The organism is Hyphomicrobium sp., assembly GCF_019753045.1.
GTDB lineage: Bacteria > Pseudomonadota > Alphaproteobacteria > Rhizobiales > Hyphomicrobiaceae > Hyphomicrobium_B.
This window is the reverse complement of sequence record NZ_JAIELN010000011.1, coordinates 16913-41005: the sequence shown is the minus strand read 5'-3', so window position 1 is coordinate 41005 and position 24093 is coordinate 16913. Positions and strand designations below refer to the sequence as shown.

At 59.7% G+C, this 24093-nt stretch carries 24 protein-coding genes; 20 read left to right on the top strand and 4 right to left on the bottom strand.

From position 1 onward, the window contains the following. The first annotated feature begins 13 nt into the window (after positions 1 to 13). The 7 genes from cbiE to K2Q04_RS13440 all read left to right on the top strand — a co-directional run bounded on the left by cbiE (position 14) and on the right by K2Q04_RS13440 (position 5577). Positions 14 to 1237 carry a precorrin-6y C5,15-methyltransferase (decarboxylating) subunit CbiE gene (gene cbiE, locus K2Q04_RS13470; protein WP_291164650.1) on the top strand — a complete coding sequence of 408 codons (1224 nt, stop codon included), beginning with the start codon at positions 14 to 16 and terminating at the stop codon, positions 1235 to 1237. Further along, complete coding sequence (locus tag K2Q04_RS13465; RefSeq protein ID WP_291164647.1) at positions 1234 to 1620, top strand: cobalamin biosynthesis protein; 387 nt, start codon at positions 1234 to 1236, stop codon at positions 1618 to 1620. The genes cbiE and K2Q04_RS13465 overlap by 4 nt, the downstream gene beginning before the upstream one ends. After that, on the top strand, positions 1617 to 2372 hold the full coding sequence (gene cobM, locus K2Q04_RS13460; protein WP_291164644.1) for a precorrin-4 C(11)-methyltransferase: 756 nt from the start codon (positions 1617 to 1619) through the stop codon (positions 2370 to 2372). Before K2Q04_RS13465 ends, cobM begins: the two co-directional genes overlap by 4 nt. Before the next feature lie 15 nt (positions 2373 to 2387). Further along, on the top strand, positions 2388 to 3719 hold the full coding sequence (locus K2Q04_RS13455) for a cobyrinate a,c-diamide synthase (RefSeq protein WP_291164641.1): 1332 nt from the start codon (positions 2388 to 2390) through the stop codon (positions 3717 to 3719). Between the two features lie 171 nt (positions 3720 to 3890). Further along, positions 3891 to 4100, top strand: a complete 210-nt coding sequence (locus K2Q04_RS13450) for a NepR family anti-sigma factor (protein ID WP_366935755.1) — start codon at positions 3891 to 3893, stop codon at positions 4098 to 4100. Beyond that, positions 4087 to 4641 (top strand): sigma-70 family RNA polymerase sigma factor, encoded by a 555-nt coding sequence (locus K2Q04_RS13445; protein WP_291164635.1) that lies wholly within the window; start codon positions 4087 to 4089, stop codon positions 4639 to 4641. Before K2Q04_RS13450 ends, K2Q04_RS13445 begins: the two co-directional genes overlap by 14 nt. Before the next feature lie 129 nt (positions 4642 to 4770). Continuing rightward, positions 4771 to 5577: a response regulator gene (locus K2Q04_RS13440; protein WP_291164632.1), complete on the top strand. Its 807-nt coding sequence runs from the start codon at positions 4771 to 4773 to the stop codon at positions 5575 to 5577. Positions 5578 to 5642: 65 nt separating this feature from the next. Here K2Q04_RS13440 and K2Q04_RS13435 read toward each other — a convergent pair whose 3' ends face one another. Next, positions 5643 to 6083, bottom strand: a complete 441-nt coding sequence (locus tag K2Q04_RS13435; protein ID WP_291164629.1) for a PRC-barrel domain-containing protein — start codon at positions 6081 to 6083, stop codon at positions 5643 to 5645. Between the two features lie 651 nt (positions 6084 to 6734). On the opposite strand from K2Q04_RS13435, the gene K2Q04_RS13430 reads away from it, so the two are divergent. Further along, the gene (locus tag K2Q04_RS13430) at positions 6735 to 8168 is read left to right on the top strand and encodes a CHASE3 domain-containing protein (RefSeq protein ID WP_291164626.1); all 1434 of its coding nucleotides are present in this window, start codon (positions 6735 to 6737) and stop codon (positions 8166 to 8168) included. A 19-nt stretch (positions 8169 to 8187) separates the two neighbouring features. Here K2Q04_RS13430 and K2Q04_RS13425 read toward each other — a convergent pair whose 3' ends face one another. Both K2Q04_RS13425 and K2Q04_RS13420 read right to left on the bottom strand, forming a co-directional pair. After that, complete coding sequence (locus tag K2Q04_RS13425; protein WP_291164623.1) at positions 8188 to 8619, bottom strand: response regulator; 432 nt, start codon at positions 8617 to 8619, stop codon at positions 8188 to 8190. A 90-nt stretch (positions 8620 to 8709) separates the two neighbouring features. Then, positions 8710 to 10476 carry a sensor histidine kinase gene (locus K2Q04_RS13420; protein ID WP_291164621.1) on the bottom strand — a complete coding sequence of 589 codons (1767 nt, stop codon included), beginning with the start codon at positions 10474 to 10476 and terminating at the stop codon, positions 8710 to 8712. 985 nt (positions 10477 to 11461) lie between these two features. Between K2Q04_RS13420 and K2Q04_RS13415 the strand changes: the two genes are divergently transcribed. The 12 genes from K2Q04_RS13415 (at position 11462) to K2Q04_RS13360 (ending at position 23256) form a co-directional block, all read left to right on the top strand. Then, positions 11462 to 12037: a DUF2796 domain-containing protein gene (locus tag K2Q04_RS13415; RefSeq protein ID WP_291164617.1), complete on the top strand. Its 576-nt coding sequence runs from the start codon at positions 11462 to 11464 to the stop codon at positions 12035 to 12037. A 2-nt stretch (positions 12038 to 12039) separates the two neighbouring features. Next, a complete protein-coding gene (locus tag K2Q04_RS13410; protein WP_291164614.1) occupies positions 12040 to 12798 on the top strand; it encodes an ABC transporter ATP-binding protein in 759 nt (252 codons plus the stop codon). An 83-nt stretch (positions 12799 to 12881) separates the two neighbouring features. After that, a complete protein-coding gene (locus K2Q04_RS13405; protein ID WP_291164611.1) occupies positions 12882 to 14054 on the top strand; it encodes an ABC transporter permease in 1173 nt (390 codons plus the stop codon). A gap of 29 nt (positions 14055 to 14083) precedes the next feature. After that, positions 14084 to 14659 carry a DUF3299 domain-containing protein gene (locus K2Q04_RS13400; RefSeq protein WP_291164609.1) on the top strand — a complete coding sequence of 192 codons (576 nt, stop codon included), beginning with the start codon at positions 14084 to 14086 and terminating at the stop codon, positions 14657 to 14659. 243 nt (positions 14660 to 14902) lie between these two features. Next, the gene (locus K2Q04_RS13395) at positions 14903 to 15937 is read left to right on the top strand and encodes a sulfate ABC transporter substrate-binding protein (RefSeq protein ID WP_291164606.1); all 1035 of its coding nucleotides are present in this window, start codon (positions 14903 to 14905) and stop codon (positions 15935 to 15937) included. A 291-nt stretch (positions 15938 to 16228) separates the two neighbouring features. Further along, positions 16229 to 16951, top strand: coding sequence for an alpha/beta hydrolase (locus tag K2Q04_RS13390; RefSeq protein WP_291164603.1), 723 nt, complete (start codon positions 16229 to 16231; stop codon positions 16949 to 16951). 135 nt (positions 16952 to 17086) lie between these two features. Beyond that, complete coding sequence (locus tag K2Q04_RS13385) at positions 17087 to 18403, top strand: porin (protein WP_291164600.1); 1317 nt, start codon at positions 17087 to 17089, stop codon at positions 18401 to 18403. A 242-nt stretch (positions 18404 to 18645) separates the two neighbouring features. After that, the gene (locus K2Q04_RS13380) at positions 18646 to 19281 is read left to right on the top strand and encodes an XRE family transcriptional regulator (protein WP_291164597.1); all 636 of its coding nucleotides are present in this window, start codon (positions 18646 to 18648) and stop codon (positions 19279 to 19281) included. A gap of 225 nt (positions 19282 to 19506) precedes the next feature. Continuing rightward, a complete protein-coding gene (gene cysT / locus K2Q04_RS13375; protein ID WP_291164594.1) occupies positions 19507 to 20340 on the top strand; it encodes a sulfate ABC transporter permease subunit CysT in 834 nt (277 codons plus the stop codon). After that, entirely contained in the window at positions 20340 to 21236 is an 897-nt protein-coding gene (gene cysW / locus K2Q04_RS13370; RefSeq protein WP_291164591.1) for a sulfate ABC transporter permease subunit CysW, read from the top strand. The genes cysT and cysW overlap by 1 nt, the downstream gene beginning before the upstream one ends. Continuing rightward, positions 21233 to 22330 carry a sulfate ABC transporter ATP-binding protein gene (locus tag K2Q04_RS13365; RefSeq protein ID WP_291164588.1) on the top strand — a complete coding sequence of 366 codons (1098 nt, stop codon included), beginning with the start codon at positions 21233 to 21235 and terminating at the stop codon, positions 22328 to 22330. The genes cysW and K2Q04_RS13365 overlap by 4 nt, the downstream gene beginning before the upstream one ends. Next, the gene (locus K2Q04_RS13360; RefSeq protein ID WP_291164584.1) at positions 22327 to 23256 is read left to right on the top strand and encodes a CysB family HTH-type transcriptional regulator; all 930 of its coding nucleotides are present in this window, start codon (positions 22327 to 22329) and stop codon (positions 23254 to 23256) included. The genes K2Q04_RS13365 and K2Q04_RS13360 overlap by 4 nt, the downstream gene beginning before the upstream one ends. A gap of 30 nt (positions 23257 to 23286) precedes the next feature. Here K2Q04_RS13360 and otnI read toward each other — a convergent pair whose 3' ends face one another. After that, positions 23287 to 24081, bottom strand: a complete 795-nt coding sequence (gene otnI, locus K2Q04_RS13355) for a 2-oxo-tetronate isomerase (RefSeq protein WP_291164582.1) — start codon at positions 24079 to 24081, stop codon at positions 23287 to 23289. Positions 24082 to 24093 lie beyond the last annotated feature (12 nt).

Sequence of the window (24093 nt, the reverse complement as noted above, 5' to 3'; positions counted from 1 at the left end):
GGAGGCCAATGCCATGAGCGGACGCTGGTTGTCCATCATTGGCATCGGGGAGGACGGGCGAGCCGGGTTGTCTCCGGCGGCAAGTGCGTTGATCGAGCGGGCGGAACTTGTCGTCGGTGGGCGGCGTCATCTGGATCTCGTCGGCGAAACTCCGGGTGAGAAGATGGAATGGGCGAAGCCGCTCGAGGCGACAGCCACGACGATCCTGGCCCGGCGGGGAACACCGGTCGCGGTGCTGGCTTCGGGTGATCCATTCTGGTTCGGAGCGGGCGTGACGCTCGCGCGATCCATACCGCTAGAGGATATGCAGGTCGTGCCGTCGCCGTCGAGTTTCTCGATTGCCGCTTCGCGCCTCGGCTGGTCCTTGCAGGACGTGACGACGCTTGGGCTCAATATGAAAGGATTGACGCCGCTCATCCGGCGTCACCTGCATCACGGCAGGCGTATCCTCGCGCTGGCGCTCAACGGCGATACGGCGCGCGAAGTGGCGGCGCTTTTGACTGGCGCCGGGTTTGGTGAGAGCGCGATCGTCGTGATGGAGGCGCTCGGCGGCCCGCGCGAACGTATTCGAAACGTACGGGCAAGAGATTTCGATTTCGCCGAAGTCGATCCGCTCAACGTCATCGGCGTCGATGTTGTTGCGAGTGCAGGTGCCGCACCCGTTCCCTACACTGCGGGATTGCCCGACTCGTATTTCGAGAATGACGGACAATTGACCAAGCGCGAGATCCGCGCGGTTACGATGTCGTCACTTCAGCCGGGGGGCGGTCAGTTGCTCTGGGATGTCGGAGCGGGAAGCGGGGCAATCGGCATCGAGTGGATGCTCGCGCATCCCGCCAACACGGCAATCGGCATCGAGCGTGACGCTGAGCGCGCGGCGCGTGCGGTCAGAAATGCGGTTGCCCTGGGTGTGCCGCATCTCGACATTCGTGAGGGCTCGGCACCCGATGCACTGACTGGTCTCCCTGAGCCGGATGCGATTTTTATCGGCTGCGGCACGGGGAGAGGTAAAGTCATCGAGGCTTGCTTGGCGGCATTGAAGCCGGGCGGGCGGATCGTCGTCAACGCCGTGACCATCGAGTCGGAGGCTGCATTGCTTGCTGCATATCACGAGCATGGCGGATCGTTGACGCGCTTCGGCGTCGAGCGAGCGGAGCCCGTGGGGCGGTTGACTGCGTGGCGTCCGGCGATGCCGGTTTTACAGTGGGTTTCCTCAAAGCCCTCGGGTGACGCATGATTGCTATCGGCATAGGCGGCAACAGTCTCGCAACCGAGCGCGATTTTCGCGACGCTATCGAGTCCGCGCGTCGTGAACTCGGAGGCGGCGATGCCGTTGCGACGCTTGCCACCGCTTCCTTTGCCCCTCGCGCCGAGGCCGCCGCAAAGGAGGCGTCCGTTCCCTTTCGCCCCTTGATGTTGATTGCGCTGCGCGAGAGAAGCGGAGACTGCGTGACGCGCTCGGAGCGATCCTTGTCGCTCTATGGCATCAACTCGATCGCCGAAGCCGCGGCACTATTTGCAGCGGGGCCGGGTTCCCAACTCGTCATGCCAAGACGCATCATCGGAAATATCACGGTTGCGGCTGCGCGATCTGTCGATATTGGAAAGCGACCGAAATGACAGTGCATTTTATCGGCGCGGGTCCCGGAGCGCCGGACCTCATCACGGTGCGCGGGCGCGATCTGATCGCTCGCTGCCCGGTTTGTCTGTATGCCGGCTCGCTCATTCCGGAGGGACTGCTGGCGTATTGCCCGACGGGAGCCGAAATTATCAATACCGCGCCAATGACGCTCGATGAGATCGTTACGCGGATCGTTCAGGCGAACAGCGACGGCCACGATGTGGCGCGGCTTCATTCCGGCGACCTGTCGATCTGGAGCGCGCTCGGCGAGCAGTTGCGTCGCCTCGATGAACTCGACATCCGCTATACGATCACGCCCGGTGTGCCCGCATTCGCCGCCGCTTCCGCGGTGTTGGCGCGCGAGCTGACGCTTCCCGAGGTTGCTCAATCCGTGGTGTTGACACGCACGTCGGGCCGGGCTTCCGCCATGCCGCAAACGGAGCAACTCGAGGCGTTCGCCGCGACGCGGGCGACGCTTGCGGTTCATCTCTCGATTCATGCAATCGAAGACGTAGTTCGCCGTCTCGTGCCGTTCTATGGACCGGATTGTCCTGCAGCTGTCGTTTATCGTGCATCGTGGCCGGAAGAGCAGATCATTCGCGGCACGCTTCAAACGATCGCTGCGCAGACGGCTGAGGCGGGACCCGAACGAACGGCGCTGATTTTGGTCGGTGAGGCGCTCGGCTGCGATGATTTCCGAGAGAGCGCTCTTTATAGCGTCGATTACCGCCGTCGCTTTCGCGGCGGGTAGAGTGAGCGGTTGAGCATGCCTGAGACTGTGACGTTGCCGCGCGGACTGATGATTGCGGCGCCGCGCTCGGGCTCCGGCAAAACGACTGTTACGCTCGGTCTGCTTCGCGCGCTCGTCCGGCGCGGGCTCAAGGTGCAACCGTTCAAATGCGGTCCCGATTACATCGATCCGGCGTTTCACGCAGTCGCGGCGGCTAGGCCATCGTATAACGTCGACAGCTGGGCGATGAGCTGGGGTCGTGCGGCCGACGTTCTGTCCAGTTCGGTAAGCGGTGCGGACGTCGTTGTTTGCGAGGCCTTGATGGGCCTTTTCGATGGCGTTTCCAAAGCGGGGGCGTGGGGCAACGGTGCCAGCGCCGACCTAGCCGCCAAGACAGGATGGCCCGTGATCCTGGTTCTCGATGTTTCCGGCCAATCGCAAACGGCGGCGGCCGGCGCTCGCGGCTTCCAGGGTTTCCGCGAGGGCGTGACGATTGCGGGGGTCGTTCTCAATCGCGCCGGCAGTCCGCGCCACGTGCGTTTCGCTTCGGAGGCGCTCGAAGCGGCGGGGCTTCCGGTCGTCGGCGCCCTGCCGAGGGAAAAGACTGTTGTGCTGCCGGAGCGGCACTTGGGGTTGGTGCAGGCCGAGGAGACAGCGGAAATCAATTCCCGCCTCGATGCGTTGGCGGATTTCGTCGAAGCGCATGTGGATGTCGACCGACTGCTGCAGCTCGCTACTCCCGGAACATTGAACTCAGCGTACGCCGGAAATCGGGTGAACGTCGTTCCGCCCGCACAACGGATTGCTCTGGCGCGGGATGCGGCATTCTCGTTCGTCTATCCGCATCTCCTCGAGGGCTGGCGCGCAGCCGGCGCGGAAATCATTCCGTTCTCACCGCTTGGCGATGAAGCACCCGATCCGGACGCCGATCTCGTCTGGTTGCCAGGGGGGTATCCGGAGCTTCACGCGGGCGCATTGGCCAATGCACGTCGCTTCAAATCGTCCATGGCCGAATTCGCGCGTTCACGTCCGGTTCACGGAGAGTGCGGAGGATACATGGCGCTTGGGGCGGGTCTCGTTGACGCGGCAGGCCACAGCCACGAAATGATAGGTCTTTTGGGCCTCGAAACCTCTTTCGCGGCTCGGAAAATGAACCTCGGGTATCGCCGGGCGGAGCTCGTCGCGGACTGCCCGCTGGGCGTCGTTGGTGAGGTCCTAATGGGCCACGAGTTTCATTACGCCAGCGTTCTTTCCTCGCCGGACGCCCCCCTGTTCAAAATGCAGAATTCGGACGGAGAGACGCTTCCTGCGGGCGGGAGCCGCAAGGGGCTCGTTACGGGCACGTTTTTTCATTTTATTGATAAATAGCGGGCGCTTTCTTCGGTTTTCCCGGCTAGATTTCCAAGATCGCGCGTACGCCGCCGGTATGACAAGTTAACGGAGGTTTCGGAACTTTTTCGAACCTTGCGCATTTAGGTTGTCTGGAACCCGGCGTGCGCAAACGAGTATTTCGGAATTCCGTCAATAGGGTCTTGAGAAATGGGCACGGGCAGTGATCCCAAGCGAGGGGATTCAGTCACTATGCAGGCACCGCTACCGGTGGAGCTTCAGGGGCAGATAGGGCAGCGTTTGAGGGAAGCCTATATCGAGCTCATTAACGAGCCAGTCCCTGATCGGTTCGTTACGCTGCTACAAAAGCTCAAACAGCGCGAGGAGGAGAGTAAGGAGGAGAGTCGTGACGAAAAGTGACGACGACCTACAAGCTCTTTTGATCGGGGCCGTTCCCAATTTGCGCGCATTTGCGAATTCGCTTTGCGGCGATCCAACGCGTGCCGACGATCTCGTGCAGGATACACTCGTCAAGGCTTGGTCCAATCTCGACGGATTCGAGAAAGGCTCCAACCTGAAAGCGTGGCTGTTCACGATCCTGCGCAACACCTATTTCTCCGAACTCCGCAAGCGGCGCCGCGAGGTCGAGGATGCAGATGGCGCAATGGCTGAGCGCATGTCCGTTCTGCCGGAGCAGCACGTCCATATGGATCTCGTCGATTTCAAGAAAGCGTTCAACGTGCTCAGCGACGATCAGAAGGAAGTCTTGCTGCTCGTCGGCGCGGAAGGTTTCTCATACGAAGAGGCGGCCGAAATCACCAACGCTGCAGTCGGCACGGTGAAAAGCCGCGTCAACCGCGCCCGTGTGGCTCTGAACAAGGCCCTCGGGTTTGAGGTCGGCGAAAATTTCAATTCCAATAGCGAGTTCGTCGGGGTTGCGCGATCGGTTAGCCGGGGTTAGCTCCGGGATCACTCGTGGAATTGAGACGGACAGCATCATGGAGTACACGGACGTAACGTCTTTCCGGAGATGATCGTGTGCTCCGGCATGTTGATCATCTTGTCGTTAAACGAGATTACGAGGTGCAAAATGTCGATAGCCGAATCCATAGCTCCCCATTTGCCGTATCTGCGCCGGTACGCGCGATCGCTCACGGGTAGCCAGCAATCCGGCGACAACTACGTCGCGGCGGTGCTCGAAACCTTGATTGCGGATTCCGATGCGTTCGACAGATCGATAGCGCCACGCGTTGCGCTTTACCGCACATTCACCAAAGTCTGGAATTCACTCGCCGTGAACCGTGTGTCCGACGACATGCGCCAGCTCGACAAGCCGCTGGCAGAAAGGCGTTTGGATTCAATTACGCCCCTTCCGAGACAGGCCTTCCTTCTCGTCTCTGTGGAAGGATTTTCAACGGCGGAAGCCGCTCAGGTTCTCGACGTTACTCCCGCCCACGTGACCGAGCTCCTGCAGTTGGCCGGCGCGGAAATCGCGGAGCAACTCTCGGCAGACGTGCTGATCATCGAGGACGAGCCGCTGATCGCGATGGATCTCGAAGCGCTGGTCGTCGATATCGGTCATCGCGTGCAGGGTGTCGCGAGGACCCATCAGGAAGCCGTTGCGGAAGTTGCAAAGAAGGCGCCGTCTCTGGTTCTCGCAGACATTCATCTGGCGGATGGAAGTTCGGGGCTCGAGGCCGTGAATGAAATTCTCGAAACGATCAGCGTTCCCGTCATTTTCATCACCGCATTTCCCGAGCGGTTGCTGACGGGCACCAAGCCGGAACCGGTGTTCCTCATAACCAAGCCGTTCGAGCCTGCTGTTGTGAAGGCGATGATCAGCCAATCGCTCTTCTTCGGGCTTCGTTCGAAGAAGTCCGGTCAACGCGCTGCGTAGTGAATTTCGAATTCTGAAAAAAGAAGGGCGCGTCTCCATTCGGAGCCGCGCCCTTTCTATTTGTTTTATTGAGTTTGCGATGGGGTTTGCGTCGTGGCGTCAGCCGGCTTTTTCGCCGAGGAATTTTCAGTCCAAACGTAGTTTGGCGCGGCGGACAGATTATCCTTGCTGGCTTCGATGACGGCGACGCGCGTGCCGTCCTTGTCGGAGAACTTCAGTTCATTATAGGGAATGCCGACGTTCTTTTCTCCGACGCCTAGAAAGCCGCCTACGCCGATCACCGCGGTGCTGATTTTTCCGGCCTCGTCGAGAACGAGATAGTTGATATCTCCCAGGTTATCGCCAGCGGTGTTTTCGACGCGCAACCCGATAAGGCTCGATGTGCTCTGCTCGCCGGTGGATTGCGTTTTGACGAACGAAAGGGCCTGTGCCGACGAATTGATCGCTACGGGCGCTACGGCAAGGCCGGCGATCATGAAAGCACGGCTCAAGGTCAGTTTGTTCATTGTTGCTCATCTCCTAGTGACGTTGCGCTGGATCAATCGCATTCGCGAATTGTTTGTTCCTTTCTTTCTGATCATTTGCCGATCGATCAATCTCGGGCTCGGATCAGCGCACGCGTGAAGAAAATTGCGGCCGAGCTTGCGGTCCTAGGTCGCAGTAGGGCGGCACTGAAGAGATGGCGCAGAAAAAAATGAGTTCGCGCCGCCCGGGGGAAAGCGGTCGCGAACTCTCTTAGGTGATGCCGTACCCTTGGGCCACGGGGGAGTGGGGAGGGAGTATGCGGGCACGGCCACATAGGGAGAACGTAGCGCGCGTGCATCGGTTCCCGGGATATTTGGCCGGATTTCTGAGAAGCGTACGTGGGCTGAGGAACTAGCTTGGTTTCGATTCAAATGCGTCGATGCGACGTACTGACCGATATGCAAATAGATTGAGTAGATCTGCTGCGCGAAATGTGGTGCGAGTTCGAGAGATCTGATCAGCCCAATGGTAGTATCGTTATAAGAAAATTGGCCTAACAAGCGGTTGGCACGACGGCTAAGTCGTGGCATTGCATATCCTTCCCTCGATCAATGCTTCCATAGGTTATGGGCCGCCATCAAATATCGCGGAGATTTGCAGCGTTTCTAACGTCGAGCGCGACGCGAACGCTGTTGGTCTGGGTTTCGATTGCCATCCTGTCCGGTCTCGCAGCAATCGTTGCCTGGCAATGGACAGTTGCGGCTGGCGATCGCGTGGCGCAGACGCTACTCTATCAGCAAGGTCTCACGAAGTGGCTCAGCGCGGCGCAGGATCTCGAAATCGCGCAGCGTGGATACATGCTCACCAGAGATCCGAAATATCTCGCATCGTATGAGACGGCGAAGAAGGCAGTCGACGGCATCCACTCCGATTTCGTCAGGCTGGGGCGGAACAACAAAGAGCTGCTTGCGCGGATCGAGGCCGTCGACAAGGCGCAGCAGGAACATCTATCAGCGATCGACAAGAGTATTTCGGACGTTGCAAGAGGCAGTCCAAATGCAGCGGCGGAGCATGCCGCTAATAGTCTCAATATCGAACTCTCAAACCGGTTGCGCGACCAGATCGGTGCCACGGAACAACAGCAACGCCGCCTCTTCGAAGTCAGCGTCGCGCAATTCCACGATCAGAGCTTTTGGCTCCTCGCTGCAATGCTCGCGATATTGCTCGCTTGCGCCGCCTTGGCGATGGTCGCGTTGATACGCGAGCGTCAGCGCGTGGCAGCGCTCGAAATTACCGCTCTGACGCTGACCTCCGCCAACAGGTCTCTGGAAGCGCGAGTGAAAGCGCGTACCGAAGAGCTTGCAATCGAACGGGATCGCGCCGAAGGCGAACGAGAGCGTGCCGAAGCGCTGCTGCGGGATGTGACGCATCGGATCGGCAATACGTTGTCGCTCGTCGTCGGCTTCATCAACCTGCACATCAGGCACACGTCCGATCCAAGGTCTCTCAAAACCCTCACCGGCGCGCGCGATCGTATCCATGCGATCGCGAGTGCGCAGCGGCGTATGAATGTCGTCAACGATCTCGAACTCGTGCGCATCGACACGCTCATTCAAGCCGTGTTGGACGATGTGGTCGAAACGGCCGGTGAAGGGCGAATTGAACTAACGGTTGATGTTCCGCCGCTTCTTGCGCCTGCTCAGGTTGCAACGTCGCTGTGCGTTCTGACGCAAGAATTTGTCGTGAATTCCTTCAAGCATGCATTTGGCGAAGATGGTTCAGGCCATGTCGGCGTTCGCCTTTATCGGTCCGGTGAGACCGGAGCTGAGCTCATTGTCGAAGATGATGGCAACGGGGTCGATGCCAACCTCTATGCGGGAGGGGGCGATGAGATGGACAAGCTTCTGCACGGAAGCGCCGGTCATGCGAGCGATGGATTGGGAACAAAAATCGCGGCTCTGCTGACTCGTCAGTTCGCCGGTGCGATCGCATACGAACCCGTTCGCCCTGGACATGTCAGGCCGGGAACGCGCGTCACGATCAAATTGACGGAGTTGGCGTTGTCGGTTCCTGAGGATGAGCCCGCTATTCGTTCCGTGAAGGTGTCGAAGACCACAACGGCGTAAGAAGAGTTTAATAGCTTCCTCAACTCACTTTCCAGCGCTCCGCGTATGCCGGCGAAAGCTCAAGAGCGCGTGGTTTCGGGCGCCGCGAGCAACCCGTTTCCATGCAATCAACGACGAATGCGACCGCCGATTTCACGGAATGTACGGAGTAAGGCTTCACCAGAATACCGCAGGCTGAGGCGAAGTCTGCCGGTACGTGGTGGGGGTTCGATGTTGTGAAGATCACTGTCGCGTGCGCGTCTTCGCTAAGGTGGCGTGCGACGGCAGGGCCTGTCATTCCATCACTCAGGTGGACGTCGACGAATGCCAGATCGCAGCTGGTCGTCTCCGCAAGCTTCAAAGCGCGAAGAGACGACCCAGCAATGCCGACGACTTGGTGCCCCAAATCAGTGATGATCGCTTCGAGTTCGTCGGCGACTATCGCTTCATCTTCGGTGATGAGAATTTTCATGGCGCCCCCCGTCATTGGCCCTACGGGCAAGAACTTGCGGGCGCGGTCACGGTTCCATGAACGAACAATGTTGTCGTTAATGGACGTTGTTTAGGCTTGGCCTGAGATTGTGGGTGCGTGCCCGATGTTGACGAGAGGGCCGGTCAATGTCCACGTGAACTCGTCGGCATTACCAACAGCGTGAGCAGAAAGCTTCAGGCCTTGCGTCGAGAAACGCTCGACGACCGACATGCCGTATCCCTTCAGGCCGTCGGCGACGAATGGTGGCCCGCTGGTTTCACGCCATGAAATCAGGATTGTAGTAGGATCGGGAAATGACCACGAGAGCCGCACTTTGCCGGTTGCGGTGGACAGTGCCCCGTGCTCGACGGCGTTGAGCGCGAGCTCGGTCAGAACCATTCCCAATGTCTGGGCGGCTTCCGGTGTGAGCATGACCTGCGGCCCCTTGATCGCGACGCGATCGGCGTCGGTACGCGCGACTGCGCCGATCTCAGCTGTCGCCAAAGTCGCAAGATCCACGTTCTGCCAATCTGAAGCGACGATGAGATCCTGAGATGCGGCGAGGCCCGCGACGCGAAGTGTGAAATCCTTGAGATGAGATTTGACGTCCACCGCATCGCGGGCCGTCAATCGTGCCATCGCGAGGATCAATGCCAGCAGGTTTTTTGAGCGATGCGAAACTTCACGGAGGAGGGCATCAGTGCGCGTGAGGCTCAGCTTCTGGTCCGTCACGTCGTAGGCAACGCCCGAGAGAGTCTTTGCTTCCATTCCGTCCGCTTCGTTCGTCGCACCGCGGATTGCGATCCAACGGATATCCCCGTTGCGGCGGAGAATGCGAACCTCTAGCGCAAGGGGTTTCGATCCAGCGACGGCGGCGCCGATCGCCTTCAACAATCGGCGGCGGTCACACCGGTCGACGCGGCGGATAAGTGTTCGCGCCGGGTACTCGTATCCAGGCTCGAGATCATTAAAAATGTCGGCAATTTCTGTATCCCAACGGATGCTGCCCGTCGTGAGGTTCCACTCCCAAACGCCAACATTGCCCGCGCGCAGCGCTTGGCGCAGCCGCTGTTCTCTCGCGCCATCCGGCGGTTGTTGATGGGGTCGCTTATCCTGACTGTCGAACTGCAATGGCATGCCTGCTGATTGGCCTGGCGTTTCGCCCGATCGCCCCGCTGAGGGGGGCAAATTGCTAGCGTTCGGATCTTCCAAAATGTTCCGCGTCAACCACGTCGCGCCGGCCAGCGATGCGACTGCCAACAATGAGGAAAGCGTGACAAACGTTATCCAGTTGCGTTCAGCGCGCAGCCTCGCCGCTTTTTCTGGAATTTGAGCAGCAACTTTCCAGCCAAACTGTGAAGTGTCGGCAACGGCTTCTACGAGGGCTGTACGGTTCGCATTATCGGCACTTGCTGCCGTGCCTGCCTTGGCCCGGGTTCTGGCGAGTATTTGGCCGTCGGGTCCAACAACGGAAATCGACCATGGGCCACCGGCTGCGAATTTCTTGAGCGCGGAGGCCAAAAATGTCGACGGGATATGTGCCTGGATGAGGATGGGTTTCGCATCATTCGATGCGGCGGCCAGCCAAACATCGATGCCGTTGTCCCGTGCGTTGTCATATGCCGTGATTTGAGGCGCCTGCTTCGACAAAGCGGCTGCCGCGGCGGAGCGGGAAGCGCCATCGAGCGTGATCCCGCCCGAATCGAGCCCGCCGACGGGTGACAAGACGTCGAGCTTTTCGCTTCGCGTGAAGAGCACGATGCCTTTTCCGTCAAGCTCGGTGCGTATGCGGTTTTCAGTGTTTTGAGTGACGTCCTCCGCCGGGAGCGCCTTGAGGGTGCGGAGAAGGGTGTCCATTTGATCGTCGACGAAACTTGCCGCGAGCAAGGCCCGAGTTCGGGCGTCCGCCTGCAGAACAGTAAGTTCTTGGGAATGCACCGCGTTCAACAGATACGCAGCAAGGCCCAGGGTTGGAATGAGAAACGCCAGCCAGACAAGGTAAGCCGTTGCCCTCAACGACAGCCGGGGAAAGATAATTAATTGGCCTAGGAATTTGGCTTGCCGAAGCCGGCCCGCCCTCCCCGGTGGATCAGTATTCACGATTTTCTTCTTATCGTCTTGGAAGGGCTATAGAGAATCTCGCCTGAGACCAAATGCGCGAGACCTGCAATGGTTCCAATTTTTGGGCGAAAGAGGCATTTTGCCAAGCGCGCTGTGGCCGTTGTGGGGATAACTAGGAGAGCGGGTATTCAACTGCCACGTTTGTGACACAGGAACAGTCGAATGCTGGGTACGTAGAAGACGGCCGGAGATCATGACCTCATCGCGACTCCGCATCAGGCTTGTTTTGCTCACGCTGTTTGCCTTCAGCGTGCAGTTGGCCGTCGCGTCGTTCCATCACCATACAAGCCGGGATATCGGCGACCGTTCCATCCTTGCGTTTACGGGCCATTGCGTCTCAACGGCCACGAAGCCTTGCCCGCCGGCCAGTGACGATCACGGTGGCTGCCCATTGTGTTGGGCAGCGGCTGTTGCCGCGACGTCGCTCGTGCCTTCGCTTTTTGATTTTCCCGCACCCTCTGAAATTGCTTTTGCTCAGCTTCGGACGCCACTCAGCGCTCAGAGCTGCATAATCCGCTGCTACGAGCAGCGTGCGCGTGGCCCGCCCGCGGCGAATGTCGGCTGACATTCGAAGATCGCTCCGGCGTCTTCGTTTCTTTATCCCATAACGCTTTTTCGTATCCGGCTGTGTTTTGCGCGATTTCCAATCGCGCTTCGGCACAGCTGGGCTGACACCGCGCAATGGCGCGCCTCAGCACTCATCATCCAATTGGAGAGAACGATGTCGAAAGTTTTGTCAGGTCTGGCCTCGATGGCCATCTTGATTGCCGCTCCCGCTTTCGCGGATCAGGCCGACCACAGACAACTCGGCCCACACGTGCACGGACAAGGAACGCTCGATATCGCCATCGAGGGAAACAAGATCGAAATGGAGCTTGTTTCTCCGGGCATGGATATCGTCGGCTTCGAGCACATCGCTTCGACTGACGAGCAGAAAGCGGCGGTCGAGAAGGCGAAGGCGAAGCTCGCCGACGTATTGGCCGTTTTCAAACTTCCCGCGGCGGCCAATTGCAAGGCAGAGACGGCGAACGTCGAGAACCGGAAGGAAACGCATAAGCCCGGCGAGAAGGACGACGACGATGACGATAAGCCCGGCGCGCCGCAGCACTCAGAGTTTCATGCGACTTATACAATCACTTGCGAAGCGCCCGAACGTGTAACCGGCCTCGAGACTGTCTATTTCTCGAACTTTGCCGGCGCGCAGCTTCTGAACGTCAACGTCACGACACCGAAGGGGCAGACCCAGGCGCAGATGACGCGCGATAAGCCAACCCTCGATCTCACGGGCGTGATGTAACTATGAGCAACATCATCGTGTCTTCACGCGATACGCGGATAGAGGGCGAAAGCCCTCTTGATGCGGTTTCGTTTTCGAACGTGCGGTATTCGTGGCCCGGACCGTCACCGTTCTCGCTGACGATCAAGAAATTCACGCTGCGGCGCGAGGAGAAGCTTCTGCTCGTCGGCCCATCGGGAAGCGGCAAGAGCACGTTTCTCAGCTTGCTTGCGGGCATCGTTGCGCCGAGCGAAGGGCGGATCGATGTGCTTGGAACCGAGATGGCCAAGCTCAGCGGTTCCGGGCGGGACCGGTTTCGCGTGGACCACTTCGGAATCATCTTCCAGATGTTCAATCTGCTCCCTTACGCATCTCTCATCGACAATGTTCTGCTTCCACTTCGGTTCTCGCGAACGCGACGAGCAAATGCCGAGAGCGATGGATCGCTCGATGCGGTTGCGCGGGGATTGCTTGCGGCGCTCGGTCTCGACGAGACGGTGATCGCGACGGTCAAAGCGGCAAACCTGAGCGTCGGGCAGCAACAGCGTGTCGCCGCGGCGCGGGCGTTGATCGGCGCGCCGCCGATCCTCGTTGCGGACGAGCCGACGTCCGCGCTCGATCGAAACACGGAAGAAGCGTTTCTGAAGCTCTTATTCGCGCAAAGTGAGAAGGCCGGCACGAGCGTTATCATGGTCAGCCACGATGAAGGATTGGCCCCACATTTCGACCGCGTTGTGCGTCTTCAGGACATTGCTGTCTCATCGCGAGGTGCCAAGCAATGATGATCTTCCGCCTCGCATTTCAATCGTTGATGAACCGCTGGGTGACGGCATGTCTGACGGTCCTCGCGATCGCATAGAGCGTCATGCTGCTGCTCGGCGTAGAGAAAGTGCGCACAGGCGCGCGGCAAAGCTTCGCCGATACGATTTCCGGGACGGATCTGATTGTCGGTGCGCGTAGCGGCAGCCTCAACCTGCTTCTTTATTCCGTTTTCCGCATCGGCAACGCGACCAACAATGTGACGTGGAAGAGCTATCAGGACATCGCGAAGATGCCTGAAGTCAAATGGATCGTTCCCATATCGCTCGGCGACAGTCACCATGGGTTCCGCGTGCTCGGCACGAACGGCGATTACTTCACGCATTATAAATTCCGCCGCGGGCAGAGCATGACGTTCTCCGCCGGTGGTCCCTTTACGGATTTGTTCGATGCGGTCATCGGGTCAGACGTCGCCGACGCACTCGGCTACAAAGTTGGCGACAAGATCATCGTCGCGCACGGCGTCGGATCGATCTCGTTCGTCGAACATCAGGACAAGCCGTTCCGGGTTTCCGGTATTCTTGCGAAGACCGGGACGCCGATAGACCGCACGGTTCACGTCAGTCTCGAGGCGATTGAAGCCATTCACATCGATTGGCAGAGCGGGGCGCCGATCCCCGGGGAAAGCATTTCGGCCGATGCGGTTCGCAAGATGGATCTCACGCCGCGCGCGATCACGGCGGCGATGGTTGGTCTGGATTCAAAGCTCGCCACATTCAAGGTTCAGCGGCGGATCAACGATTATGCCGAGGAGCCGCTGTCGGCGATCATGCCGGGCGTCGCGCTGCAAGAGCTGTGGGGTCTCATCGGTACGGCCGAGACTGCGCTATCGGTCGTTTCGGCGATGGTCGTTGCGACAGCGTTGCTCGGGATGGTGACGATGATCTTGACCACGCTCAACGAGCGGCGACGCGAAATGGCTATCCTGCGCTCGGTCGGGGCAACGCCGACGACGGTGCTGGGTCTGCTTGCGGCCGAAGGCGGGCTGTTGACGCTGGCCGGCGTCATCACGGGTACTGTCGGGCTTTACGTGGGTCTTTATCTGGCGCGTCCGTACATCGATCACACGTACGGGCTGAGCCTCGCGATCGATCCACCCCGGACCGACGAATGGCTGAAGCTCGGCTTGATCGTCGCCGCCGGTTTCGTCGCTGGATTGTTGCCTGCGATCCGTGCTTACCGGCTGTCTCTGGCGGACGGGATGATGGTCAGAGTGTGAGCAGGTTCATTTCTTGAAAGGGTGCGGATATGGCATCGAAGTATGTTTTCGCTCTGAGCGTCGTGCTCAATCTGGTGCTCGCGGTCGGGTCGGCGTCGAACGTCGCTGCCGATACGCCGCGGCAACTCAAGTGGGCCGATCTCGTTCCCAAGAGCGTGCCCGCGGCGTCAACGATGCAGTCTAAGACGTTTTTCGGTGGTTCAGTGCCGCCGACGACGGATGCGGGGCCACCTCCGGCCCCGCTTCCCGAGGGCAAGTTCATGGCGGTCAAGCGCCGGCAGCCCGGTAGCGATCGTCCACCTGCCATCGTTGCGGAACTCGACGGACAAAGCGTTTCGATCGGCGGTTACGTCGTTCCCCTCGACTTCGACGCGACGACGGTGAAGGAATTCCTTCTCGTGCCATTCGTCGGTGCCTGCATCCACGTGCCGCCGCCGCCGGCCAATCAAATCATCTACGTGAAGACCGACAAAGGGTTTGAAGTCGGCGGCATGTTCGATCCGGTGACGGTGACCGGCAAGATCAACACGAGCGAAGCTTTCACGGGTCTCGCCGACGCCGGCTATACGATCACGGCCGACAGCGTGGAGCTTAGAAAGCAGTAGCTGCAACGGAGTGGGTTGTTAAGTCTTCCGCCATGCATGCGTCATCGCGTTTCGTGCAGCGGCGACGCGAAAATTCCGCTTTATCGTTCTGCCTTAGATTTCCATTTTGGCAGACGTGAGCCCGGCAGCGTTGGGATTTCGAGCAGCGAAACGTCTAATAAGCTCAGCATTTCTTCTTCGTTCGTTGGCGGGATAGCGCTCGATAGGTTTGCTCTCAGGGCAATTCCAACTTGAGAGGTTCTGATGTCGTTCCTACCCCTGACCCGCAGATCAGCCATCGGGGCCGTGCTCGGCCTCGGCCTCGCCGGCCTTTCCGGCTATGCTTCGGCCGCCGAGATTTCGCTGCTCAACGTATCCTACGATCCAACGCGCGAGCTCTATCAAGCGTATAATGTGGCTTTCGCGAAGTACTGGAAGGCGAAGACGGGTGATGACGTCACCATCAAGCAGTCGCATGGCGGTTCCGGCAAGCAGGCTCGCTCGGTCATCGACGGTATCGATGCCGATGTCGTGACGCTCGCGCTCGCGGGGGACATCGATTCGCTCCACAAGAATGGCGATCTCGTCAAAGCGGATTGGATCAAGAACCTTCCCGACAACTCGGCTCCGTATACGTCGACTATCGTCTTCCTCGTTCGCAAGGGCAATCCGAAGGGCATCAAGGATTGGTCGGATCTCGCAAAGGATGGCGTTGAAGTCGTCACTCCGAACCCGAAGACGTCGGGCGGCGCGCGCTGGAACTATCTCGCTGCCTGGGGATATGCGCTGAAGCAGCCCGGCGGTAGCGCCGCGACGGCGAAAGATCTGGTCAGCAAGATCTACAAGAACACCAAGGTTCTCGACTCGGGCGCTCGTGGTTCGACGACGACATTCGTTGAGCGCGGTATCGGCGACGTGCTGATTGCCTGGGAAAACGAAGCCTATCTCTCCGTCAAGGAGCTTGGTGCCGACAAGTTCGAGATCGTTACTCCGTCGATTTCAATTCTTGCTGAGCCGAGCGTCGCCGTCGTCGACAAGGTCGTCGACAAGCGCGGCACCCGCGCTGTCGCCCAGGAATATCTGAAGCATCTCTATAGCGAAGAAGGCCAGGAGATCGCGGCGAAGAACTTCTATCGCCCTCGCGACGAGAAGGTTGCGCAGAAATACGCGAGCCAGTTCGGACCGGTGAAGACTTTCACGATCGACGAGGTGTTCGGCGGCTGGGGCAAGGCCCAGGCGGAACACTTCAAGGACGGCGGCGTGTTCGATCAGATCTACACGGCCGGCAACAAGAGCTGAACGTCTCTCTAGAACCTGAATTCGTGCGTCGCCTTCTCGGCCGGAAGCTCCTCCAGACCATTTCGGAATGAGAACTAGGCGACGCACGAAGCGGGCATGTGATCACTTCGTCACGGAATTCAAAACAATGCTGATTTCAGAACGTGGTCGAGAAAGGTGTTGCGGGTCGTCTGTCCGCTAACCGGCGCGAAAGCCGGTGATTGCCGTTCGAGCGGCGCGCTAAGTCCGCCGCAGACCCGAACAGACCAGAGCCAGAATCCCTCCAATGGCTCAGCATCAAGGGTGAATTCAATGTCGACAACTCTCATCGTACCTGGCCTTCGATCGAGCGGGCCGACCCACTGGCAAACCTGGCTCGAGCGCCGCGTCAGCGGCAGCGTCCGCATCACGCAGCGCGACTGGAACGATCCTCATCTGCCCGAATGGTCGGCGCGCGTCCGTCGCGAAATTGTCCGCGCAACGGGACCAATTTTCATCGCTGGGCATTCGTTCGGCGCCTTGGCCGCCGTACAGGCCGCGAGCGATCACGCGGAGCGAATCACCGGAGCACTTCTTGTCGCTCCAGCGGATCCCGAAGCCTTCGGGGTCGCGGAATTCCTGCCGACGAAGCCTTTGGGCTTTCCCGTGATCGTCGTTGCCAGCAGGAACGATCCTTGGATGGCGTTCGATAAGGCGCGTCGCTGGGCTGATCTCTGGCGAGCCGATTTCGTCGATCTCGGCGATGCCGGGCACATCAATTCCGAGGCCGGCTTCGGCCCGTGGCCCGAAGGGCTCGCGCTGCTCGAAAGGTTACGTCGCGCCGGCGAATTTCGCTCGGCGGCGGAACGGCTTGCCGCTTTGGATTTGTCTCAGTCTCAACCATTGCAACGGCACTGGCTCGCTCGCAGGCGATATGCGTTGGGACGGGGCGCTCAATCGATCGATCGTCGCGATCTCGCCGGCGCCGCGGCGCTGCTTCGCGCGGCCGGCTGGACCGTGGGTGCTCCGGCAGTAACAGCCCATGGTGCCAGATAGCCACGCCGCTATAGCAGATCAGCATTGTACTGAGGACAAGCAATTGACTTGGGAAGGGGATCGTAAAAAATACCTGAAAAATCAATTAACTAATCAGAGATTCATCTAATTAAACAGACGGGGGTCTGAAGTCACATGAAGCTAGTACAGAGAAGGGGACGCCACTGGGGTCTCTGGGTAGCTGCCTTGATGGTCACCGGATGGGCTATGCCCGCCGCCGCTGCCGATCTCGGCGGCGATTGCTGCGCGGATTTGGAAGAGCGCGTCGCCGAACTTGAGGCCACGACGGCGCGCAAGGGCAATCGCAAGGTCAGCCTGACGGTTTCGGGCTGGATCAACGAGAGCGTGATGTGGTGGGACGACGGTTCGGAGTCGAACGTCTACGTCGGCACCAATCCGGTCGAGCAGAGCCGCGTCCGCTTCGTCGGCGAAGCCAAGGTCACGCCGGACGTTTCGGCCGGTTATACGCTCGAATTTGGTATTTACGGCGCCAGCGGCAACAGCTGGGATCAGAATACTCCTGATGGCGCCACTCCCAACAGCGTCTCCGTTCGTAAGAGCAGCTGGTACTTGAAGAGCAAGACCCTCGGCAAGGTGACGGTCGGACAGGACGGCACGGCGACCTACCATTTGCTCGACGACGCCGATACCACGATGACTCGTAACTTCTACGACGGCGAAGCCTCGGCGATTTACGCCCGGCCGTTCTTGCTACGCGATGCGACAGGCGCCCCTATCGGCAGCCTGAAATGGAGCGATGCGCTGCGCGGCTTCTTCAATTCGACGCCGGGCGATAACGGCCGCCGCAACATCGTGCGCTACGACACGCCGACGTTCGCGGGCTTCAGCATCGCGACGAGCTGGGGTGAAGACGATACGTGGGACATGGCCGTCATCTATAAGGGCGAGCTCGGCGATTTCGACTTGAACGCGCGTGCCGGCTACGGCCAGTCTACGGACGGTGTCTCCTCGCCGTGCCATGGCTCGAGCACCGCCCCGGACAATGCGATGGACTGTGAGTGGTGGGGCGTCTCGGCGTTCCTGCAGCACAAGCCGACGGGTCTGTTCGTCTTCGCCGGCTATGGCGACCAGCGCGACGGCTCGAAGAATACGGGCATCGATGCGGCTATTCTGGACAAAGACTCGCAGGCCTGGTTCGTGCAGGGCGGCATCGAGAAGAAGTTCTTCCCGCTCGGCAAGACCAACTTCTTCGGCCAATACCGTCGCGACGACGCGGGCTCGAGCGTCAGTGGCACTGGCACGGTGCGGACCGACGGGGCCGAGATCAACACCTGGGCGATCGGCGCGGCGCAGAACCTCGAGGCGGCGGAATCGACCCTCTACCTCGTCTATCAGCATGTCGATGGCGAGCTGACGAAGCCGGGTGCTAGCAGCGCGACCGATCTTTCGGCGCTGCAGCAGGTCGTCGGCGGTATGAAGATCAACTTCTAAGACGGCACTGCCGTTTCGGAAGTCAGGAACGTCTGACGCTCCCGTCAGATCACATGCGAGAAGGACGGCCCTCAGGTTTTCCTTCTCGCCTTTTTCGCGCGATGCGCCGCCGCGTTGAGCCATGCTCGCGGCAAGCAATTCACTCATAAGCTCATAATTTCTTCTTCGTTCCGCCGGTATCGCCGCTCGGTTATCCGTATTTGCAGACGCAAACGCGATTGCGAAAGTCGGCGGCGATGGTAATGGCGAGAAAAGAAGATTTCGAGACTCTCGAAGGTGCAGACAGCGGACCGGCGAAGCTTTCCATTATCGTCGGGGAAAATTTGCGTCATCTCAGGCGCAAAAGCGGTCTGTCGTTAGAACAGCTTGGTGTCATCTCGGGCGTCAGCCGCGCGATGCTCGGGCAGATCGAAACGGGCAAGAGCGCGCCGACGATCAACCTATTGGGCCGCATTGCCGAGGCGTTAAAGGTCTCGGTGCCAAGCCTGATTTCCAGTCCAGGCGTGGGCGGCACGGTCGTTGTTCCGCGCGACCGAGCGACGGTGGTTTCGTCGAGCGAAGGTGGTTTCGTCAGCCGCGCACTTTTCCCCTGGGGGGATCCACAACGCATTGAAATTTATGATGTGACGATCGGCGCCCAGCATCGCGAAGTGTTCGCGGCGCAGACGGCGGGCGCCAAGAAAAACCTCGTCGTCGTAAAGGGCACGGTGGAGATCGTCGTGGGAGAGGATTCTCCCGCCCGGCTGATCGAGGGTGATGCGATCCTCTTCAATGCGGATACTCCGCATCACTTTCACAATCCGGGGGACGAGGACGCAAAAGCGTTCTTGGTCGTCACGGGACTCGACGGTTCCAACTCGCGGGGCCGGCAGGGTTAAGATCGCTCCCGACCTGAGCAACCCCCGATAATCTCATATGCTTAGCAGCTATTGTTCGTTAGCCGCGGGGCGGCTCTCAAATAGTGTGCGCGTCGGTCGTTTTAGCAGAAAGACGAGTGAATGACTCTCGACGGAACCATTTTGGGCAGGGCGCTTTCCTGGGCCGGCGTTTTCGCGGCTGCCGGATTCGTCGTCGTGCTGGCCGTGCTGATTTGAGGGGCGGGGATGTCTGGGGTCAATAAGAGGGTGCTGCCGGGCTTCGGGCTATCGCTCGGCTTTACGCTTGTGTACCTGTCGCTGATCGTTCTCATTCCGCTGTCAGCCGTCTTTCTCAAGACGTCGACGATGAGCTGGGACGAATTCTTGAATGCGGTTGCGGCGCCGCGCGTCGTCGCGTCCTATAAATTGACATTCGGGGCATCGTTTTTGGCCGCGGCGATCAACGCCGTTTTCGGTTTGCTGCTCGCCTGGGGTTTGACGCGCTATACGTTTCCGGGCCGCAAGATTGTCGACGCGCTGATCGATCTTCCCTTCGCGTTGCCGACGGCTGTTGCGGGTATCGCACTGACCGCGATCTACGCGAAAAACGGATGGATAGGCGCGCTTCTCGAACCGCTCGGAATAAAAATCGCGTTCGGACCTCCCGGCGTTCTCGTCGCGCTGACCTTTATCGGGCTGCCTTTCGTTGTCCGGACGGTTCAGCCGGTGCTTGAAGATCTCGAGACAGAGTATGAGGAAGCCGCTGCGAGCCTTGGGGCGACGCGCTGGCAGGCGTTTCAGCGCGTTGTGTTCCCGACGCTCTTTCCGGCGTTGCTGACCGGTTTCGCGCTGGCATTCGCGCGTGCTGTCGGGGAATACGGATCGGTGATTTTCATCGCCGGCAATATCCCGATGGTTTCCGAAATCACGCCGCTCATCATCATCACAAAGCTCGAGCAGTTCGACTACAAGGGCGCGACCGCCGTTGCGTCCGTCATGCTGGTTATCTCGTTCGTGCTGCTGCTGGTGATCAATGGCCTTCAGGCATGGACTGCACGACGTACGGGGAGGGCGATCTGATGGCTGCCGTTGCTGCAACATTCGACGCCCGGTCCGATACGGCCAGTAAATTCGAAGCCAATCCGGCGACGCGGGATTCTACTTGGGTGAAGTACCTGGTGATCGGCGTCGGGCTCACCTATTTCGCCGTCTTCCTGTTGCTGCCGTTGATCGCTGTGTTTGTTGAGGCCTTCCGCAAAGGCGCGGGTACGTACTTCGCGGCGCTTGTCGAACCCGATGCGTTGTCGGCAATTCGTCTGACGATCCTCGCGGCGGCAATCGCCGTGCCGGTCAATCTCGTTTTCGGAGTCTCGGCGGCCTGGGCGATCGCGAAGTTTCAATTCCCCGGCAAGAACTTTCTGATCACCCTCATCGATCTGCCGTTTTCCGTGTCACCTGTGGTCGCCGGTCTGATCTACGTGTTGGTGTTTGGATTGCAGGGCTGGTTCGGTCCCTGGCTGCATGAGCACGACATAAAAATCATCTTCGCAGTGCCGGGCATCGTCCTCGCTACGATTTTCGTCACGTTTCCGTTCATCGCGCGCGAACTCATTCCGTTGATGCAGGCGCAGGGACGCGACGAAGAGGAAGCTGCGATATCGCTCGGCGCGTCAGGTCTGCAGACGTTCTGGCGCGTGACGATCCCGAACGTGAAATGGGCGCTGCTTTACGGGGTCATCCTGTGCAACGCTCGCGCAATGGGCGAGTTCGGCGCGGTGTCCGTCGTCTCGGGCCATATTCGCGGCGAAACGAACACGATGCCGCTGCACGTCGAGATTCTCTACAACGAATATCAATTCGCCGCCGCTTTTGCAGTGGCATCGCTATTGGCGCTGCTGGCGCTGGTAACGCTCGTCTTGAAAACTTACGTCGAGTGGCGCTCCCACCGTCCGGTAGCCGGGGAACAGGTTTCATGAGCATCGAGGTCATTGGCATCAGCAAGACGTTCGGCACATTCAAAGCGCTGAACAACGTCTCGCTCAATTTTCCGGATGGAGAGCTCGTCGCGCTTCTCGGCCCGTCGGGCTGCGGAAAGACGACGCTCCTGCGCGTCATCGCGGGCCTCGAACATGCGGACACCGGTCGCATCGTGCTCGACGGCACGGACGCGACGGACAAAGACGTGCGCCAACGCCGGGTCGGGTTCGTCTTTCAGCATTACGCGCTCTTCCGGCACATGACGGTGTTCGAGAACATCGCTTTCGGTCTGCGCGTTCGCCCGCGCCGTGAGCGGCCGAGCGAGAAAGACATTCGCGCGAAGGTCAACCGCCTGCTCGATCTCGTGCAACTCGGATGGGTGGCGAACCGCTTCCCGTCGCAGCTTTCTGGCGGCCAACGGCAGCGCATCGCGCTCGCCCGGGCACTTGCCGTCGAACCGCGCGTTCTGCTTCTCGACGAGCCGTTCGGCGCGCTCGACGCCAAAGTCAGAAAAGAGCTGAGGCGCTGGCTTCGCACCCTGCACGACGAACTGCACATCTCGTCGATATTCGTGACGCACGATCAGGAAGAGGCACTCGAGGTTTCGGACCGGATCGTTCTCGTCAACAAGGGGCAGGTCGAGCAGATCGGCACGCCGAAAGAGATCTACGAGCAGCCGGCGACGGCGTTTGCCTATAGCTTTATCGGCTCGGTTAACGAATTCCGCGGCCGCGTCGACGGTGACTTCGTCCGCGTCGGGGATGAGAAGCTGCGTTTCCAGACGGGGACGTTCAAAGACGGGCAAGAGGTCATTGCGTTCAGCCGTCCGCACGACACCGAAATCGTGGCGAACCCGCAGTCTGAAGACGGCGTGTCCGCGAGCATCAAGAGAATTCTTGGCACCGGCGCCGTCGCGCGGGTAGAACTTGTGGCGAATGGCGAGGCGCGCGAGGGCCGCAAGGAATTTTTCGAAGTCGAAATTCCTGGCTCCGATGTGCAGTCGCTCGGGCTTTCGACGGGGCAACACGTCAAGCTCATAGGGCGGCGGTTGAGCGTCTTTGCAGATCAGAACGGAACACAGGCCGCATCGTGAACTTCCAGCAACTCCGCATTATCCGCGAAACGCTCCGCCGCAATTTCAATCTTACCGAAGTCGCGAACGCGCTCTACACGTCGCAATCCGGCGTCTCGAAACATATTAAAGACCTCGAAGATGAACTCGGGGTTGAGCTGTTCGTGCGCCGCGGCAAGCGGCTGCTCGGTCTTACCGAGCCCGGCAAAGAGCTGGCGCTGATCGTCGACAGGATCCTGCTCGATACTGCGAACATCAAACGGCTTGCCGATCAATTTGCGGGGTCGGATCGCGGCGAGATTCTCATCGCGACGACGCACACGCAGGCGCGTTATGCGCTGCCGGGGCCGATCGCGGCGTTCCGGAAGGAGTTTCCGAACGTCCATCTCGTTTTGCACCAAGGGACGCCGAGGGAAATCGCGGCGATGCTGAACGATGGCACGGCCGACATCGGTATTGCGACCGAAGCGCTGGAAGACACGGCCGAGCACGTGACCTTTCCGTTCTATTCCTGGCATCATGGCGTGGTCGTGCCGAAAGGGCATCCGCTTGAAAGCCAGACTCCGGTGACTCTGGAGAATATCGCCGATTGGCCGATCATCACGTATCACGAGGGCTTCACAGGGCGCCCCGCGATCGATGCGGCGTTCGCCTCGGCCAACCTCGCGCCGGATATCGTGATGGTCGCGCTCGATGCCGACGTCATCAAAACCTATGTCGAAGTCGGTCTCGGCGTCGGCATCGTTGCGTCGATGTCTTACGATGCAAGCCGCGACAAGGGTTTGACGCTTCTCGATACAACGCACCTGTTCCCGAAATCGACGTCGCGCATCGCGCTTCGCCGCGGCCGTTTTCTACGCGGCTTCGCCTACCGGTTCATCGAGCTTTGCGCGCCGGCTCTCAACGAGAAGGTCATCAAGGACGGCATTGCTTCGCCGTCCGACTGACGCGGCTGGCATGCTCGATGACGGACGACGTCAAGCGGTCGGCGTTTTCGCCTTCTGCGCGCGGAACCACGCGAGGCTGTCATAGGTGCCGGTGAGCGGCCTGTACTCGCAGCCGACCCATCCTTTGTAGCCGATCCGTTCGAGATGGCTGAATATAAAGGGGTAGTTGATTTCCCCTGTGCCCGGCTGATGTCGGCCGGGCGTGTCGGCGATCTGAATGTGGGCAATGATCTTCAGGTACTTGTCGATCGTCGGCGTCAGGTCGCCTTCCATGATCTGCATGTGATAGACGTCGTATTGCAGACGCAGGTTCTGCGCTTCCACGGTTTCGATGATGTCGGCCGCTTTGGCTGTTGAATCGAGGAAGTAGCCTGGAATGTCGCGCGTGTTGATCGGTTCGATCAGCAGCGTCATGCCTTCATCCGCCAAGGCGTGCGAGGCGAAGCGTAAGTTTTCGACGTAGGTTTTGCGCATCGCCCGGTGGTCGGCACCGACGGGGGCGATGCCTGCAAGGCAATGGAGCTGCCTGCAGCCGAGCACCTTTGCGTACTTCACGGCGCGGGCAACGCTATCGCGGAATTCGCCGACGAGGTTCGGATAAATCGCGATGCCGCGGTCGCCGGCTTCCCAGTTGCCTGCGGGCAAATTGAACAGCGCCTGGTGCAATCCGTTCGCCTTCAAACGCGCGGCGATGTCGTCAGCGTTGAACTCATACGGGAACAGAAATTCGGCGCCTTCGAAGCCTTGCGCGGCGGCTGCTTCGAAGCGATCGAGAAACGGCATCTCGTTGAACAGCAGCGATAGATTGGCTGCGAATTTTAACATGATCGCTCTGCT

Coding starts and splice junctions, on each gene's coding strand:
- K2Q04_RS13465 (WP_291164647.1), top strand. CDS start 1,234: ATGATTGCTATCGGCATAGGCGGCAACAGTCTCGCAACCGAGCGCGAT.
- K2Q04_RS13380 (WP_291164597.1), top strand. CDS start 18,646: ATGGCGAGAAAAGAAGATTTCGAGACTCTCGAAGGTGCAGACAGCGGA.
- cobM (WP_291164644.1), top strand. CDS start 1,617: ATGACAGTGCATTTTATCGGCGCGGGTCCCGGAGCGCCGGACCTCATC.
- cysW (WP_291164591.1), top strand. CDS start 20,340: ATGGCTGCCGTTGCTGCAACATTCGACGCCCGGTCCGATACGGCCAGT.
- cbiE (WP_291164650.1), top strand. CDS start 14: ATGAGCGGACGCTGGTTGTCCATCATTGGCATCGGGGAGGACGGGCGA.
- K2Q04_RS13385 (WP_291164600.1), top strand. CDS start 17,087: ATGAAGCTAGTACAGAGAAGGGGACGCCACTGGGGTCTCTGGGTAGCT.
- K2Q04_RS13395 (WP_291164606.1), top strand. CDS start 14,903: ATGTCGTTCCTACCCCTGACCCGCAGATCAGCCATCGGGGCCGTGCTC.
- K2Q04_RS13455 (WP_291164641.1), top strand. CDS start 2,388: ATGCCTGAGACTGTGACGTTGCCGCGCGGACTGATGATTGCGGCGCCG.
- otnI (WP_291164582.1), bottom strand. CDS start 24,081: ATGTTAAAATTCGCAGCCAATCTATCGCTGCTGTTCAACGAGATGCCG.
- K2Q04_RS13405 (WP_291164611.1), top strand. CDS start 12,882: ATGCTGCTGCTCGGCGTAGAGAAAGTGCGCACAGGCGCGCGGCAAAGC.
- K2Q04_RS13450 (WP_366935755.1), top strand. CDS start 3,891: ATGGGCACGGGCAGTGATCCCAAGCGAGGGGATTCAGTCACTATGCAG.
- K2Q04_RS13415 (WP_291164617.1), top strand. CDS start 11,462: ATGTCGAAAGTTTTGTCAGGTCTGGCCTCGATGGCCATCTTGATTGCC.
- cysT (WP_291164594.1), top strand. CDS start 19,507: ATGTCTGGGGTCAATAAGAGGGTGCTGCCGGGCTTCGGGCTATCGCTC.
- K2Q04_RS13420 (WP_291164621.1), bottom strand. CDS start 10,476: ATGGACACCCTTCTCCGCACCCTCAAGGCGCTCCCGGCGGAGGACGTC.
- K2Q04_RS13365 (WP_291164588.1), top strand. CDS start 21,233: ATGAGCATCGAGGTCATTGGCATCAGCAAGACGTTCGGCACATTCAAA.
- K2Q04_RS13440 (WP_291164632.1), top strand. CDS start 4,771: ATGTCGATAGCCGAATCCATAGCTCCCCATTTGCCGTATCTGCGCCGG.
- K2Q04_RS13390 (WP_291164603.1), top strand. CDS start 16,229: ATGTCGACAACTCTCATCGTACCTGGCCTTCGATCGAGCGGGCCGACC.
- K2Q04_RS13400 (WP_291164609.1), top strand. CDS start 14,084: ATGGCATCGAAGTATGTTTTCGCTCTGAGCGTCGTGCTCAATCTGGTG.
- K2Q04_RS13425 (WP_291164623.1), bottom strand. CDS start 8,619: ATGAAAATTCTCATCACCGAAGATGAAGCGATAGTCGCCGACGAACTC.
- K2Q04_RS13410 (WP_291164614.1), top strand. CDS start 12,040: ATGAGCAACATCATCGTGTCTTCACGCGATACGCGGATAGAGGGCGAA.
- K2Q04_RS13435 (WP_291164629.1), bottom strand. CDS start 6,083: ATGAACAAACTGACCTTGAGCCGTGCTTTCATGATCGCCGGCCTTGCC.